A 14250-nucleotide genomic window follows, 5' to 3' on the forward strand; every position below is an offset into this window, starting at 1 on the left:
GAGAAATTATTCGTTTTTATTGATTTCCTTCAATTGGCGATTGATGTTATAAAAAGCAATGGCAACACCAACTAATACTAAAATTTTGACGTGCCAATCGTTTTTATTGGGATATTTTTCGTCGAGCCAATCGCCTAAAGCGGCAAACAGAAATATGATTATTCCCATTTGGATAGGAATATTAATCAACTGCAACCATTTGTTAGCTTGCTTTTTCTTCTGTTGATTGTCCATCGTTTGGAAGATTTTTTACTTGTGGTTTCATGACACAAGTAGCACTAAATTCGGCTCCAGGTTCAACGGAAAGTTTTCCGCAAATTACTTCGCCTTTGATATGTGCTTTTGCTTTTACATTTAAAATTTCCAGCACTTGTATTTTTCCTTCAAAAATTCCTTCGATATCGGCGTTTTTACAAATTACATCGCCTTTAACCATTCCGGCTGGACCGATAACTAGTTTGCCTTTTGACTGAAAATTACCAATCAAATGCCCGTCCAAACGAAAATCAGCAGGCGAATTTATATTTCCCTGAATGATTGTTCCTTCTACAATTCTATTGGTTTTTCCCAATAAATCGGTGTATGATTTTGGACTTTTTTCAAACATTATTTTCCTCTTTTTGCTGGTTGAACCATTCCTGGAACTGGCGGTAAATCAAGAGTGTTTTGATTTTCTCTATCCATTTTTTGGTTCATATTTTCTTGTTTTTCTCTTTTCTTTTGTTCAAGAATCGTTTGTCTTTCCGCTTTTACATCGCGTTGTTGTTCTTGCTGTTGCTCGTTGTTTTGCTTTTCTTGTTGTGGCGTAACTGGTTTTTCAACAGTTCCATCCCAATTTGGTTTTTGTGGATTGTCCGATAATTTACCCGCTAAATAATCGTCAATGTTTTTCTTGATTTGAACAATTGTATAATTTTCGGTAGAAATAATAATCGGTGTATCTTGAATTTTGTATTCCTTAAACTCTTTTAATATCGAAGCAATTCCTTTGGCATATTCTTCTGATTTCATACCATGAATCACCACAAAATTATCGGTCATGGTGTAAATATCTTTGGATACTGACAATTTATCTAAACTTCTTTCATTGATAAATTTAGTGATTTTCTCCAAAATATGTTTGGTGTTTTTATCTTCAAAATCTTTTGAAGCATATAAAATCTTCCAATTTGTAGATTCATATTTTCCTAATTCTAAGGTTTGAAGCTTTGGAATACTTACGTTTATGATTTTTTCGGCAGTTTTTCCTTCTTCGCTGTTTGGATAATTTAAACTAACGTAGTTCAATGCTTGTTGATATTCTGTCAAACCTTTTAGCTTTCCGATGATATTGGCTTTTAGTAATTCAAATTTTGGCACCATTTCATCGCCAGTAAATCTATCGATTGCGGTTTCGGTTTTGGTTAAAACAGCTTTGAATTCACCGTTTTGATAGTCTTTAAACAATGCTTCATAAACTACTTTTGGCGAATCGCTTGACTCAGCGATGTCGCTGTTTGGATTCAACAAAATTTGTGCATATCTCGAGTCTGGAAATTGCGAAATAATCTGCGATTTCATTTGCGCTGCTTTATTTTTGTCTAAAATTTCATAAAGCTTGTACAAATTATACATTGATGGTAAAACCAATCGTTCTTCGGGTTGATTTTTTAACAGTTTTTCTAGTTTATCAACTGCCAATTCATACTCTTTGAATTTTTCTTTATAAATAACTCCAAGTTGATAGTACGCAAAATTTCTTTCTTTGGCTAAACTATCAATAACGGTTTTATCGGTTGGCAATTGCGCAATGTAAAACTCTGGATTGTAAGGACTGTTTTTATCGTCTTCTTTGGTTTCGGGTGTTTGATTTTCCTCATTATTTTCGGTTACATCGTCATCATCATTTCCTTTGTTTTTGTCTTTGGATTGTCCAGTTGCTGTTTTCCAATTGTCAGTCAACTTAATTTTTCCCCACGTTTTACCAAATTCTTTTTTACCAAAAGCAACCGTTGTTGGATTATAAAAATAGAACATTCCACCAGAACTTGATGTACCAGTTTTTGCAACTGTTGGCGTTTTGATTGCGCTATTGGCTTCCAGTTTTCCTTCGTTTCCAACTTGCGAATTTTGGTTAATTCGTTCAAGCTTTTCTTGTTCTTTTTTAAGTTTTTCTTCTTCAGCTTTTAGTTTAAGAATGTGTTTTTCAAAATAGGCCGTTTTTTCAGCCATTGGCATTTTATACAACGAAATTATACTGTCATTTTTTTGAGCAATTCCTTCATATTTAATAACGTCTTCCAAGTTTTCACGCTTCTTTTTTATGGCATTAAATTCTCTTGTTCTTGGTTTTAAATTCACCAATGTACTATCGTAATATTTTCCTGCCGTTGCATATTTTGCATCATCAAAATAAATCGTAGCCAAATTTCTATAATTGGATGCCACTAAATATTGATCGCGGGTTTTCTTTTTCAACGAAAGATTATAATTTTTCTTTGCTTCTTTGAAATTTTCTTGACCTTCATAAAACTTTGCTTTTTGATGATACAACGCATCAAGATATGGTCGGTTTTCTCTGTCTTCGATTAAATCGTTGAATTTTTTTGTAAAAGCAATCGTGTCACCTTTTTGAATAGCCGTTTGTTTCGCTTGATTGATATGAGCATGAATTACATATTGTCTTGCTGCTTGTCTATTCATATCAATAACTTCTTGATAACTAGCAAAAGCACTGTCTTTGTAACCCATTTTTTCATAAAGTTGTGCCAAAATAAAGTGATATCTTGAAACTTCTTCTTTAGATTTAGTAAAATCTCTGGCTAATTTCAGCTTTGCAACTGCGCTATCTTTTTCTTCTAAATTGATGAAAGCTTGTGCCAAAGTTGCATTAGCATCGGCAAAAATTTGGTCTTTAAATTTAATTTCTTTCAACAATTTGCGAAGATTATTTACTGCCAAAGCATCATTATCCAATCGCATATTGGTTTTTTCACGCCAAATTTTTACTTCATAGATTTTATCGCTCGTTGGATATTTGTACAAAACATAATTGAATGCTTCCAATGCCGGAACAAAACGCTGACTGTAATATCTTGATTTTCCTAATAAAAGATGCGCTTCATCCATTTGTGGATTTTTCTCTGAACCTTGAATATTCATGGAATGCTTTTGAATAGCTTTAGTTGCTTTTTCTTCAGCTCTCTCAAAATCAGGATTTTTGGCTTCATTAGGTTGCAATTGTTCTTCCGAAATTTGCATTCTTTCTACTGGAAGAATTTCCCAAAAATTGTCTTGGTATTTCGATTTTAAGTCTAATAATCCTTTGTCAAGCGCAAGATTTCCGTTGTACAAAATATTGTATTTGGTGCTTAACGCATGAGAATTTCGGGAAAGAAATGTGTTTTTTTTGGTAGAACAAGCTATCAAAAAAACAAATGTTCCTAAAAATATAAAGTATTTAATAGTAGTGGTTTTCAAAGCAAAACGTTTTGTTTTATAACGTAAATTTGTCATAAATAGTATAACTAACGGGTAAAAATACGTTTCTTTTTGATATGGCAAAAAAATAGCCGTATGTTTTTTATGACATACGGCTATAATTATTTAAAAATGAGTAGAATTACACCGCAAAAAACGCTTCTAATTCTTTTAATGTTTCTGGAGATGTTTGAATGTCTTTTACAACTTCGCCTTTGTTCAAAGCTACAATTCTGTTACAAACCTCAACGGTGTGAACTAAATCGTGAGATGAAACTAAAACTGTTGTATTGGCGTCATCAGCTAATTCTTTGATGATTTTTTTCAAACGATTTACGGTTGTTGGATCTAAATTTGCAAATGGTTCGTCAAGAATTACAACTTCTGGATTTCCAATTAAAGCAGCGATAATTCCAACTTTTTTCATGTTTCCTTTTGATAAATCACGAAGGTATTTTTTGCTTTTTAAGATTTCTCCATTAAAAAACTCTTCGTGTTTGGCTAAAAGTGCGTCAACATCGGCTTTGTTTTGATTGCGTAATTCGCCAATGAAATAAAAATATTCTTCGGCAGTTAAATAACCTATCAAGAAACTTTCATCGATGAAAGCTGCCGTGAAAGGTTTCCAGTCTTCGCTAGTATTTACTTGAACATTGCTATTGATAATATGTCCAGTACTTGGCTGAATTAAATCTAATAGTAAACTGAAAAAAGTAGTTTTTCCAGCACCATTATTTCCTACTAATCCAAAGCTTTGTCCTTTTGGAATTTCTAGCGATTCAACGTTTAATACTTTAACTCCGTTGTTATATGTTTTTGAAAGATTATGTACTTGTATCATGATTTCTGTATATTGTATTATGAACTTTATATCTAAATATTAGCTTTTTTGTTTGTATGCGGCAATGGTTGCGTATTTTTCGGATTTGTAGATTTTTTCGATTTTAGTAAACATATAGTTTCTAAACATAAACCCAATAACTCCTGCCAATGCTACAAAAAGCAACCCAATATTTGGCGAAAAAAGATAATAACCTGCTGCATATAAAGCCATTGGTAAAACCATTTTTGGAATAGCAATTAGCATTGTTTTTACATTAAATGCTTGTTTGTCTCCAAAAGCTTGTTTGCTCGTTGTTAAATCGATTGGTGTTTTTACAAAAGCTCCGCCAAGCATAACCAAATGTGAGTTTACTCCGATGTTGAAAATAGCCGCAACCACAACAATTAAATACGTGTGAACTCCAAAATAGATGTAGAATGATGCTAAAAGCGTAGAAATTACCGTTCCAATAACCATCAACCACCATTTTGATTTGATATACTCTTTGTAAGGAATGTTTTGGCTCATTAATAATTGATAATAAGCGCTATCCCAACTTGGAATAAATTGTCCGAAGGTGAATAAAAATCCGCCCGAAACAAATATGGCTGCAAATACTTTCATCGCCGGATTGTCATAGGCTTCGATTGAACCTGTGAAAAATAATAATCCATAGAAAATAAACATCACACTCATAATCAACGTTGTTTTTGAGCGTTTGTTTCGTCGTAATAATCGGATGTCGTTTTTCAAAAATGTTCCTAATGTTCCAAATTGTTCTAGCCAAGTATAATTTTCAGTTTGAGCGACTTCGCTTTTCTTAGCCAAACCTTCGTCCAAATTAAGGTTACTTTTGAAATATTGGAACGAAAAATAATACGCCGCAACCAACAAAATTACCGGAATTAGGAATAAATAATTAGTATCATACATTCCTTGAAAAAACGGTTGTGTATAAGCTGTAATGTCAAAAATATTGTAGTATTGTGTCAATCCTAATCCGGCAAAAACAGCCAAAACACTATAGAAAACAGCATCTTTATTGTTGATTAGAATATTGATAAAATTATTGAAATACACCAAAGCAAACATGGCGATATTCCACAAAATAGCTTGATAACCATAGCCTTTTGCTAATAAAACAACTGTAAAAGGAATAAAAAACAAAGCATGTGTCCAATTGAAAAAAGACAAAGCTGTTTTTCCTAGCGAAAAATGCACAATTGTTCCTTTTTTAATGGGTAAAGTTAACAATGGACGAATGTTCATTACTGGCATTTTTTGCAGAAAATAACGAACCATTAAATCCATAGCAAAGTAATAAATCATAAATTTATTCACGGTTTGCAATGGTTCAAATCCCATATCTTTTAGGATAAAAAAAGCGGCTGTTCCCATGATTGCAAAACATGCTAAGAAATACACGGCAACTAATCCCATGATGATTTTCATGGCTAGATTTGTTCCGAATGATGCCGAACGCAGAAAGGATTTCCACTCGAGCCAAATAAAATGTTTGAACATAGATTTTTGTTTTTGGTTGTAAAAGTTAGTTTCTAAAGATAGGAATTTGTTACAAATACTGTAAAAAATTGTTGGAAGTCAGAAGTTAGAAGTCAGAAGTCAGAAGTCAGAAGTTAGAAGTTGGAAGTTGGAAGAACTACAAACTATAAACTCCCAACTGAAATTTGATATTCAGGATAGGTTTCTTTTAAAAAATTTTCGGCTTTTGACGGAATTAAAACCAGCATAATATATTCGGTTAAACCTAAGACAATCAACAGAAAACTGAACAGTAGCAACAATCCATCATGGTAATTTTCGCCTTTTAAATGAAGTGCAAATTGTATCGGTAAATTTATCAATCCAGCCGAAGAACTGTAGCCAAAAATGATTTCTTTCAACAACCATTTTTTACCGTTTTGCTTGTTTCTCTTTTTATTTCTTCGCATCAAAAATACCATTCCAACAATGTAGGAAATGATTAAACCAAAAAACAAACATTGAACTGCCCAAAATTCTCCTTGAAGTTGTTTCATCAAATAAAATACAATTCCAACGGCAGAAATTGTTCCGATGATTTTTGGAACCGAAAAAAAAGTTTTTAATTCGTTTAAAACTAATTTGTTGTATTTTTTATTCAAGGCAGATTGTCTTTGTTCAACCACATCCATAAACCCGAAAACACCAAATTTTTTGAACTCAATTTGCAAAGCTTCTTCAAAAGATAATTTTGGATTTTGTTGCCATTGTTCTTCAATAGCATTGGCCAAATGATCAACCAATTCGGTTTGTAAATCATAATATTCCACGTAATGTTGACGCGTGAATTGGTATAATCTTTCTATTTGTTCGGCGGATAGTTTCATTTAATAATCAACTTAGAATTAAAAAATTTATTCATTTGATTTAACGCATAAAGAACATATACCACAAACAGACACATGAAAACAATTACTAATACATCTGAAACATATTCTTCTTTTTCAAACGGTTTGAATAAAAATAGGTTTATCCAATATAAAATTGATAAAACAATGTTTGTTCTTTCTATAAAATAATATCTCTTTTTCTTAATCCCGTAAAAATAAATCATACTCAAAACAGAATAACTCAAAAAAATGAGTAAAAAGCAAAACCACAAATCTTCTTTTAGATAAGCATAAACCATTGTTTCACGAAAAATAAAAAACAACGTGATAATCAATATAACAGCAAACAAACTTTTCGGTTTAAGAAAAAAACGAAAATAATTTTTTAATTCTGATAATGTACTCTGCCACGTTTTTTTATTCATACTGAAAATTTCCTTTCGATTTGAATTGACATAACTTACAAAAGCTTCATGAAAGTCAATATCTTCAACTTTCATTTTTTCTTCAACTGCAGTGGCAATGTGATCAATCATTTCAGCTCGAATATCAACATAAATAACATCATTGCGTTGTAGATAACCGTCAATAAACTGTATTTGGTTTTTGTTTAGTTTCATAATTTACGTCAATTTAGGATTTACAATACTTTGCATGTTTTTTATAAATTCTTCCAGTTCTGCCAATCGATTTATGGTTTCCGAAGTTCCTTTTTCGGTGAGTTTATAATATTTACGCAGTCGATTGTCTACGTTTTCAATTTCTACTTCAAGAACGCCTTCGGCTTCCAGTTTATGCAACGCTGGATACAATGCACCTTCGGTGATTTTTAGTTCGCCTTTGGTTATTTCTTTTACTTTTTGGGTAATTTCATAACCATACATTCTGCCGTTTTCTTCCAATAGTTTCATTACTATCGTAGTCAAACTTCCTTTATATAACTGTGAATTCTTCATGCTAAATCGATTTACATCGGAACAAATATACATAAGTTTTTTATATACATAAGATTTCTATGTATTAATTTTTGATTTGAAATTGCTATTGTTTTTTGATATTGAAGTTGATTTTTGAGGTTGCCATTGAACCTGATATTCTTACCTTTGTAAAAATTATTATTCATGTCAACTTTTTATAAACTTCATATTAAAGACGTAAAACGCGAAACACCAAATGCGGTTTCGGTTGCTTTTACAGTTCCAAACGAATTAAAATCGGCTTACCAATTTATTGCTGGTCAATACATTAATTTAAAACTGACGCTTGACGGACAAGAAATTCGTCGTGCCTATTCGATTTGTTCGTCGCCAAATAGTGGTGAACTTCGCATCGCTATTAAATCAGTTCAAAACGGTCATTTTTCGAAATTTGCCAACGACAATTTAAAAGTTGGTGACATTATTGAAGTTGGTCAACCAGAAGGAAAATTTACATTTGAACCTAATGCTGATAAACAAAAAAATTATGCAGGTTTCGTTGCCGGAAGCGGAATTACACCAGTAATGTCCATCTTAAAATCGGTTTTAGAAAGCGAACCAAACAGTACTTTTGTTTTAGTTTATGGTAATAAATCACCCGAAGAAACCATCTTTCATCAGGAACTTCACGATTTACAATTGAAATATGTTGGACGTTTGTTTGTACATTTTGTTTACAGCAAATCAAATGGTGGCGATCTTTTTGGAAGAATTGATAAATCGGCTGTGAATTTCATTCTGAATAACAAACACAAAGAAAAAGAGTTTGATAAATTCTATTTATGCGGACCAGAAGAAATGATTAATTTGGTTTCAACCGTTTTAAAAGAACACAATGTAGCCGAAAAAGATATTAAGTTTGAATTGTTTTCCACTTCAACTGCCGAAAATACAAGCGTTGGCAATCAATCTGGTCACACCAAAATCACCATTATGGTTGATGATGAAGAAACCACTTTTGAGATGTCGCAAAAACAAACGGTTCTAGAAGCTGCTTTAAAACAAGGAATTGATGCACCTTATTCTTGCCAAGGTGGAATTTGCAGTTCGTGTTTAGCCCGAATTACAAACGGTTCAGCCGAAATGAAAAAAAATTCCATTTTAACCGATGGCGAAGTTGCCGAAGGCTTGATTTTAACCTGTCAAGCGCATCCAACATCGGCAGAAATTTATGTGGATTTTGATGATGTGTAGATTTAGTAATTAGTAAAAAGTGATTAGTAATTAGCTAACATTTACTACTTTTATTAAATGAAAAATAAGCTAGAGATATTTAAAAAAGCTCCTGATCTTTTGGATGAACCCGAAGTTCAGGAGCTTTTGGATTATTGCGAGCGATTGGAAGACGAATTAGTTGACTTAAAATTTGAAAAAGAAAAAAGCAAAGAACTCATTATGCTCGACATGATTAAAGAAGTCATTAAAGGTTGTAATGCTATCGAAAAAGAACAGTTGGAACACGAACGTTTTGGCTATGAAGCACCAAATTATCAAGCCACAATTTCCAATCTAAAAAGTTATATTTTAGAGATTTGTAGAATAAATAAAATTTATTTGTAATTGAAAAAGACACAAATTTCACGAATTAACACAAATTAGAAAATTTCACAAAACATATTATTTGTGTAATAATCAACCATTAAAAATTTGTGTGAATTAGTGAAATTTGTGTGAAAAATTATTTTAAAACAGTATTGATTTTTTCCACAATACTTTCCACTGAAATACTTCGCATTACATCTTCGTAACCTTCCACTTTTTTATTTCCATAAACCGAAGTTGGTAACAACGGATATTGATTTCTATCGGCTGTTAAACAATTTTCCAAAGGTTGATTGAATGGTGCAAATCCAGCAAACGGATGTGTTGCACCCCAAAGTGTGATTACTTTTGTTCCAAGCATCGCAGCAATATGTGCGTTTCCGCTATCCATAGAAAGCATTACATCGAGATTGGAAATCAGTTGTAATTCTTGATTGAATTTTAGTTTTCCGGCAACCACAACGATATTTTCTCTTTGTTTTGATAAAGCGTTTAGTTTTTCAGTTTCTTCTTTTCCACCACCAAAAAGGAAGATTTTAGTGTTGCTTTTCAATGCTAAATTATCAACTACTTTTTGCATTAAATCCAAAGGATATACTTTGCTTTCATATTGAGCAAACGGTGCAATTCCAATCCATTTAAAATTATCTTTTTTGCCCGAAACACTTAAAATTTCTTCAGATAAAATAGCTTTTTCAGGGAAACTTGGCAAAGATAAATCAACAGAAAAACCTAGTTTTTTAAACGTTTCAACATGTCTTTCGACCATTGTTTTTACAGGTTGAAAAACTTTGTTTTCAGCACGAGTTAAGGCGCGTTTTTCGGCTCTGCCTTTATCGGTTGCGGCAACTTTTTTTCCTGACAATGAAAACAATGTTCGGATGATTTGGGAACGCAAAACGTTGTGCAAATCGGCAACTGCATCGATATTTAGCTTTTTTAAATCGGAATATAATTTCAATAATCCAAAGAAACCTTTGTGTCGTTCTTTTACATCAACGGCAAAAAAATCTACATTGGAGATTCCATCAAAAAAAGGTTTGAAAAACGGTCGCGAAACGACTGTGATTTTTACATCCGAATTTTGTTCAACCAATGCGCGAATAACCGGAACGGTCATCGCCACATCGCCCATTGCTGAGAGACGAATTACTGCGATATGTTGGATTGGTTTTTGCAAAGTATTAAATTAATTTGTCATTCCAAGGAATGGCAAGGAAGCTTACTTCTTATTCTGATACAACACCGGATTCAAATCATCATCGTTGTACATTTTCATTTGTTTGTACACTTTCATGAACTTGTCACCGTTTTCAATATCGGTTAATAAATCATTGATTGAGGTAAACATATCGCTTTTTTGATCCAACAAAACGTTTAATTTTTCCTGACATTTTGCTCTGTGTTCAGCCGTTGCATCAACTCGAGTTGCTTCTTCATTCATGTGGTAAATTTTCAAAGCTAAAATCGATAATCTATCAATTGCCCATGCTGGACTTTCGGTATTGATTTTAGCATTGGGTTTTACTTGAACCGAAGCATATTTTTGAAGAAAATAACTGTCGATATATTCTACCATATCAGTACGAACCTGATTGGAAGCGTCGATTTTTCGCTTTAAATCCAAAGCTGCAACTGGATCAATTTGTGGATCACGAATGATGTCTTCATAATGCCATTGCACTGTGTCAACCCAATTTTTGGCATACAAAAGATACTCAATACTTCCTTTTTCATAAGGATTTATCGTTGGTTGATATACATCATCAATAATGTGATATTCTTTGATGCTTTGTTCAAAAATTGGAAAGGCAAATTGTGAAAACATATCTATAAATTTTATTTGCAAATATACTTTTTATACATTTGACTTGAAACTTTAAACCTGAAACTTTAAACCTTTATCATGCACATCCATTATATTTCGGAACAAAACAGTATTCTTAATCATTTTTTGGCACAAATTCGTGATGTTTCTATACAAAAAGACAGCATGCGTTTTAGAAAAAACATCGAACGTATTGGCGAAATTATGGCGTATGAACTGAGTAAAACTTTGGAATATAAGGCAATCGATGTGCAAACTCCGCTTGGCATAAAACATACTACAACTGTTGCCGAACCTGTAGTTTTGTGTTCTATTCTTCGTGCTGGATTAGCTTTGCATACTGGTTTTATGAATTTTTTTGACGATGCTGAAAACGGATTTGTTTCTGCTTATCGTCATCATTATGACAACGATGATAAATTTGAAATTTTAGTCGAATATCAAGCTGCACCATCGTTTGAAGGAAAAAATCTAATTCTGATTGATCCAATGTTAGCAACAGGTCAATCGATTGTTGCTGTTTTGCACAAATTACATTTGGAACAAAAACCAAAAGAAATTCACATTGCTGTAGTGATTGCTGCGCCAGAAGGAATTGCTTATTTAGAAGAAAATCTTCCTAAAAATTGTCATCTTTGGGTTGCGGCACTTGATGACAAACTCAACGAAAAAAATTATATTATTCCTGGACTTGGCGATGCTGGTGATTTAGCTTATGGAAGCAAATTATAAGTTGAAAAAGTAAATTGAAATCGTAATAATTGCTACCGTAAACAAAACAATTTCCTGATAGGTTTTGTTCTGCGAATACTCAATATTATTGGTTGATAAAACTGCCAAAGGTAAAAATGTAAATACTAAAATCGTATTGCTTTTTTCTGGTGAAAAAAGGAAAACCAATATTCCAATAAAAAAACTAACTATCATTTTCTTATAAGAAGCTTGAAGCACGAGCGGTTTATTTCCAACGGTAAATATCATCGAAAAGACAAAATAAATTCCAAAAAGAGCAAAAAGCGTCAGCGCAATTTTCTTGTAATTATTCACAAAATAATCCCATTGAAAATTCATTTCGGTTTGCTTGATGAGATGTTCAACCCAATTTTGATCAAAAATTAATGAAAATAAAACAAAAATTATTGCTCCAGCTCCAACGGCAATAAACGGTATCAACCAATTTCTATAATCTCGCGAAACGTGAAAAATGATAGAAACATAAATCACAAAAAGAAAAAGAATACACCAAAAATGGAACAAACTTGCTATAAAAATCCACAACGAAGCGTCGAATATTTTCTCTTTGGGTGATTTTAAGGTTTGTAATGAAATCATTCTTCGGATAGCAAGAATTATAAAAAAATTTGCCAATAATAGTTTCAAATTTCCAAAAATAGAGGGAAATAAAGCTAAATACAGAATAAAAAATAAAATAGCATAACTACTATTTTTAGTCAATCCATTCTTTTTTACGATAAAATTGACCAAGAAAAGCGAACTTAGCAACATTATAATAATCAATGCTTTTTCGTAAATAGAATTGCTATTTACAGTACTAACCGAAGCATTAAATTGAAAGAAAGTAAAAAAGAAAATCAGCAATAATACCGTAAATGCATAATTTATAGGTGTAGATTTTCTAAAAAACGTTGTAATCATAATGATATTTTATACATTTGTGGTGTAAATATAACACTTTATAAAATGAAAGCATTTTTTGAAGCGATTCAGTCTTTATTTGTAGATTTTTTATTCAAACCATTGGATTGGTTACGTGCACTTGAATTAGACAACTGGTGGTTAGCAAATTCTATTAGCTGGATATTAATAGCTATATGTGGTTATTATATGTATTATTGGATCAAACAACTACGTATTTTTGACGAAGCTGGAACTGAAAACCAAGATACAACGGCTCATTCTTTTTTAAAATAAGAAATCTGAAATTAGAATTTAGAAATGTCAATTCTGAATTATAATTAAAGGTCAAAACCGATATCTTTTCTAAAATACATCTTATCAAAATGTAGCTTGTCTATATTTTGATAAGATTTTTTTATGGCTTCTTGAAAAGTATCTCCATAAGAAGTCACAGCGATAACTCGTCCGCCATTAGTTAAAACCTTTCCGTTTTCAAGTTTTGTTCCGGCATGAAAAGCAATTGAACCTTCAATATTTTCTAATCCCGAAATTTCAAATCCTTTTCCATAATCTTCAGGATATCCGCCAGAAACTACCATAATAGTTGTAGCGCTTCGTTCATCAATTTCCAATGAAACTTCATCCAATTTTTGATTAGCAACTGCTTCAAATAATTCCACTAAATCTGATTTTACTCTCGGCATAACCACTTCCGTTTCTGGATCGCCCATTCTAACGTTGTATTCAATAACCATTGGTTCGCCTTTTACATTGATTAATCCTATGAAAATAAAACCTTTGTATTCAATTCCGTCTTTTTGCAAACCAGCAATTGTTGGTTTTACAATTCGGGTTTCGATTTTTTCTAATAAAACTGCATCGGCAAACGGAACTGGAGAAACTGCTCCCATTCCACCAGTATTTAAACCTGTATCGCCTTCGCCAATTCGTTTATAATCTTTGGCCGTTGGAAGGATTTTATAACTTTTTCCATCTGTTAAAACAAAACAGCTCAATTCTATTCCGTCTAAAAATTCTTCGATAACTACTTTTGAACTTGCTTGTCCAAACTTAGCACCAACTAACATATTTCGTAATTCAGTTTTCGCTTCTTCCAAATCTTGAATGATCAAAACACCTTTCCCAGCAGCTAAACCGTCAGCTTTTAAAACAAATGGCGGTTGTAATGTTTCCAAAAAATCACAGCCTTTTTCAACGGTTTCTGCAGTAAAACTATCGTAAGCAGCCGTTGGAATGTTGTGTTTTACCAAAAATTCTTTGGCAAATTCTTTACTTCCTTCTAATTGTGCGCCAACTTTTGACGGACCAATTACCGGAATATGAGTGATTTCAGCATCATTTTTGAAAAAATCATAAATTCCGTGAACCAATGGATCTTCGGAACCAACAACAATCATTTCTACTTTCTCTTGTAAAACAAATGCTTTTATGGCTTCAAAATCTAAAATATTTAAAGAAACATTAGTAGCAATTGTAGCTGTTCCAGCATTTCCAGGTGCAACAAAAAGTTTTGAAGTTTTTGAAGATTGTAGCATTTTCCAAGCCAGTGCGTGTTCGCGACCGCCAGAACCAAGTAGTAAAATTGTCATT

The 14250-nt window shown here is 32.4% G+C and carries 16 protein-coding genes; 4 read left to right on the top strand and 12 right to left on the bottom strand.

What is annotated here, in order from left to right:
- Window positions 1-6: 6 nt before the first annotated feature.
- The 8 genes from G6042_RS10890 to G6042_RS10925 form a co-directional block, all read right to left on the bottom strand.
- Complete coding sequence (locus tag G6042_RS10890; protein WP_169524464.1) at window positions 7-234, bottom strand: AtpZ/AtpI family protein; 228 nt, start codon at window positions 232-234, stop codon at window positions 7-9.
- A complete protein-coding gene (locus G6042_RS10895; RefSeq protein ID WP_169524465.1) occupies window positions 203-607 on the bottom strand; it encodes a bactofilin family protein in 405 nt (134 codons plus the stop codon). Before G6042_RS10895 ends, G6042_RS10890 begins: the two co-directional genes overlap by 32 nt.
- Window positions 607-3459 (bottom strand): type IX secretion system periplasmic lipoprotein PorW/SprE, encoded by a 2853-nt coding sequence (porW, locus tag G6042_RS10900; protein WP_235933285.1) that lies wholly within the window; start codon window positions 3457-3459, stop codon window positions 607-609. The genes G6042_RS10895 and porW overlap by 1 nt, the downstream gene beginning before the upstream one ends.
- A 142-nt stretch (window positions 3460-3601) precedes the next feature.
- Complete coding sequence (locus tag G6042_RS10905) at window positions 3602-4300, bottom strand: ABC transporter ATP-binding protein (RefSeq protein ID WP_169524467.1); 699 nt, start codon at window positions 4298-4300, stop codon at window positions 3602-3604.
- A gap of 39 nt (window positions 4301-4339) precedes the next feature.
- Window positions 4340-5806, bottom strand: coding sequence for a DUF5687 family protein (locus G6042_RS10910; protein ID WP_169524468.1), 1467 nt, complete (start codon window positions 5804-5806; stop codon window positions 4340-4342).
- Window positions 5807-5949: 143 nt separating this feature from the next.
- Window positions 5950-6651, bottom strand: a complete 702-nt coding sequence (locus G6042_RS10915; protein WP_169524469.1) for a hypothetical protein — start codon at window positions 6649-6651, stop codon at window positions 5950-5952.
- Window positions 6648-7274: a hypothetical protein gene (locus tag G6042_RS10920; protein WP_169524470.1), complete on the bottom strand. Its 627-nt coding sequence runs from the start codon at window positions 7272-7274 to the stop codon at window positions 6648-6650. Before G6042_RS10920 ends, G6042_RS10915 begins: the two co-directional genes overlap by 4 nt.
- Window positions 7275-7277: 3 nt before the next feature.
- A complete protein-coding gene (locus G6042_RS10925; RefSeq protein ID WP_169524471.1) occupies window positions 7278-7610 on the bottom strand; it encodes a PadR family transcriptional regulator in 333 nt (110 codons plus the stop codon).
- Between the two features lie 165 nt (window positions 7611-7775).
- Here G6042_RS10925 and G6042_RS10930 point away from each other — a divergent pair, with 165 nt between their 5' ends.
- Together G6042_RS10930 and G6042_RS10935 are read left to right on the top strand one after the other, a co-directional pair.
- On the top strand, window positions 7776-8825 hold the full coding sequence (locus G6042_RS10930) for a ferredoxin--NADP reductase (RefSeq protein ID WP_169524472.1): 1050 nt from the start codon (window positions 7776-7778) through the stop codon (window positions 8823-8825).
- 57 nt (window positions 8826-8882) lie between these two features.
- Complete coding sequence (locus G6042_RS10935; protein WP_169524473.1) at window positions 8883-9191, top strand: hypothetical protein; 309 nt, start codon at window positions 8883-8885, stop codon at window positions 9189-9191.
- 118 nt (window positions 9192-9309) lie between these two features.
- Here the strand turns inward: G6042_RS10935 and G6042_RS10940 are convergent, their stop codons facing one another.
- Complete coding sequence (locus G6042_RS10940; protein ID WP_169524728.1) at window positions 9310-10308, bottom strand: glycosyltransferase family 9 protein; 999 nt, start codon at window positions 10306-10308, stop codon at window positions 9310-9312.
- Between the two features lie 87 nt (window positions 10309-10395).
- Window positions 10396-11001 carry a DUF4254 domain-containing protein gene (locus G6042_RS10945; RefSeq protein ID WP_169524474.1) on the bottom strand — a complete coding sequence of 202 codons (606 nt, stop codon included), beginning with the start codon at window positions 10999-11001 and terminating at the stop codon, window positions 10396-10398.
- A gap of 78 nt (window positions 11002-11079) precedes the next feature.
- On the opposite strand from G6042_RS10945, the gene upp reads away from it, so the two are divergent.
- Window positions 11080-11733 carry a uracil phosphoribosyltransferase gene (gene upp / locus G6042_RS10950; RefSeq protein WP_169524475.1) on the top strand — a complete coding sequence of 218 codons (654 nt, stop codon included), beginning with the start codon at window positions 11080-11082 and terminating at the stop codon, window positions 11731-11733.
- Here the strand turns inward: upp and G6042_RS10955 are convergent.
- Entirely contained in the window at window positions 11728-12657 is a 930-nt protein-coding gene (locus G6042_RS10955; RefSeq protein WP_169524476.1) for a DUF6427 family protein, read from the bottom strand. The two genes, upp and G6042_RS10955, sit on opposite strands and share 6 nt — an antisense overlap.
- 45 nt (window positions 12658-12702) lie before the next feature.
- Here G6042_RS10955 and G6042_RS10960 point away from each other — a divergent pair, with 45 nt between their 5' ends.
- Window positions 12703-12933, top strand: coding sequence for a DUF6341 family protein (locus G6042_RS10960; protein ID WP_169524477.1), 231 nt, complete (start codon window positions 12703-12705; stop codon window positions 12931-12933).
- Window positions 12934-12977: 44 nt separating this feature from the next.
- On the opposite strand, the gene purD is transcribed toward G6042_RS10960, so the two are convergent.
- The gene (purD, locus tag G6042_RS10965) at window positions 12978-14249 is read right to left on the bottom strand and encodes a phosphoribosylamine--glycine ligase (RefSeq protein ID WP_169524478.1); all 1272 of its coding nucleotides are present in this window, start codon (window positions 14247-14249) and stop codon (window positions 12978-12980) included.
- Between the last annotated feature and the right edge of the window lies 1 nt (window position 14250).

The organism is Flavobacterium solisilvae, from assembly GCF_012911605.1.
Taxonomy (GTDB): domain Bacteria; phylum Bacteroidota; class Bacteroidia; order Flavobacteriales; family Flavobacteriaceae; genus Flavobacterium; species Flavobacterium solisilvae.

Bases quoted from the DNA above. Each gene is read 5' to 3' on its own strand.
- G6042_RS10890 (WP_169524464.1), bottom strand. From the start codon at position 234: ATGGACAATCAACAGAAGAAAAAGCAAGCTAACAAATGGTTGCAGTTG.
- G6042_RS10895 (WP_169524465.1), bottom strand. From the start codon at position 607: ATGTTTGAAAAAAGTCCAAAATCATACACCGATTTATTGGGAAAAACC.
- G6042_RS10905 (WP_169524467.1), bottom strand. From the start codon at position 4,300: ATGATACAAGTACATAATCTTTCAAAAACATATAACAACGGAGTTAAA.
- G6042_RS10910 (WP_169524468.1), bottom strand. From the start codon at position 5,806: ATGTTCAAACATTTTATTTGGCTCGAGTGGAAATCCTTTCTGCGTTCG.
- G6042_RS10915 (WP_169524469.1), bottom strand. From the start codon at position 6,651: ATGAAACTATCCGCCGAACAAATAGAAAGATTATACCAATTCACGCGT.
- G6042_RS10920 (WP_169524470.1), bottom strand. From the start codon at position 7,274: ATGAAACTAAACAAAAACCAAATACAGTTTATTGACGGTTATCTACAA.
- G6042_RS10925 (WP_169524471.1), bottom strand. From the start codon at position 7,610: ATGAAGAATTCACAGTTATATAAAGGAAGTTTGACTACGATAGTAATG.
- G6042_RS10930 (WP_169524472.1), top strand. From the start codon at position 7,776: ATGTCAACTTTTTATAAACTTCATATTAAAGACGTAAAACGCGAAACA.
- G6042_RS10935 (WP_169524473.1), top strand. From the start codon at position 8,883: ATGAAAAATAAGCTAGAGATATTTAAAAAAGCTCCTGATCTTTTGGAT.
- G6042_RS10940 (WP_169524728.1), bottom strand. From the start codon at position 10,308: ATGGGCGATGTGGCGATGACCGTTCCGGTTATTCGCGCATTGGTTGAA.
- G6042_RS10945 (WP_169524474.1), bottom strand. From the start codon at position 11,001: ATGTTTTCACAATTTGCCTTTCCAATTTTTGAACAAAGCATCAAAGAA.
- upp (WP_169524475.1), top strand. From the start codon at position 11,080: ATGCACATCCATTATATTTCGGAACAAAACAGTATTCTTAATCATTTT.
- G6042_RS10955 (WP_169524476.1), bottom strand. From the start codon at position 12,657: ATGATTACAACGTTTTTTAGAAAATCTACACCTATAAATTATGCATTT.
- G6042_RS10960 (WP_169524477.1), top strand. From the start codon at position 12,703: ATGAAAGCATTTTTTGAAGCGATTCAGTCTTTATTTGTAGATTTTTTA.
- purD (WP_169524478.1), bottom strand. From the start codon at position 14,249: ATGACAATTTTACTACTTGGTTCTGGCGGTCGCGAACACGCACTGGCT.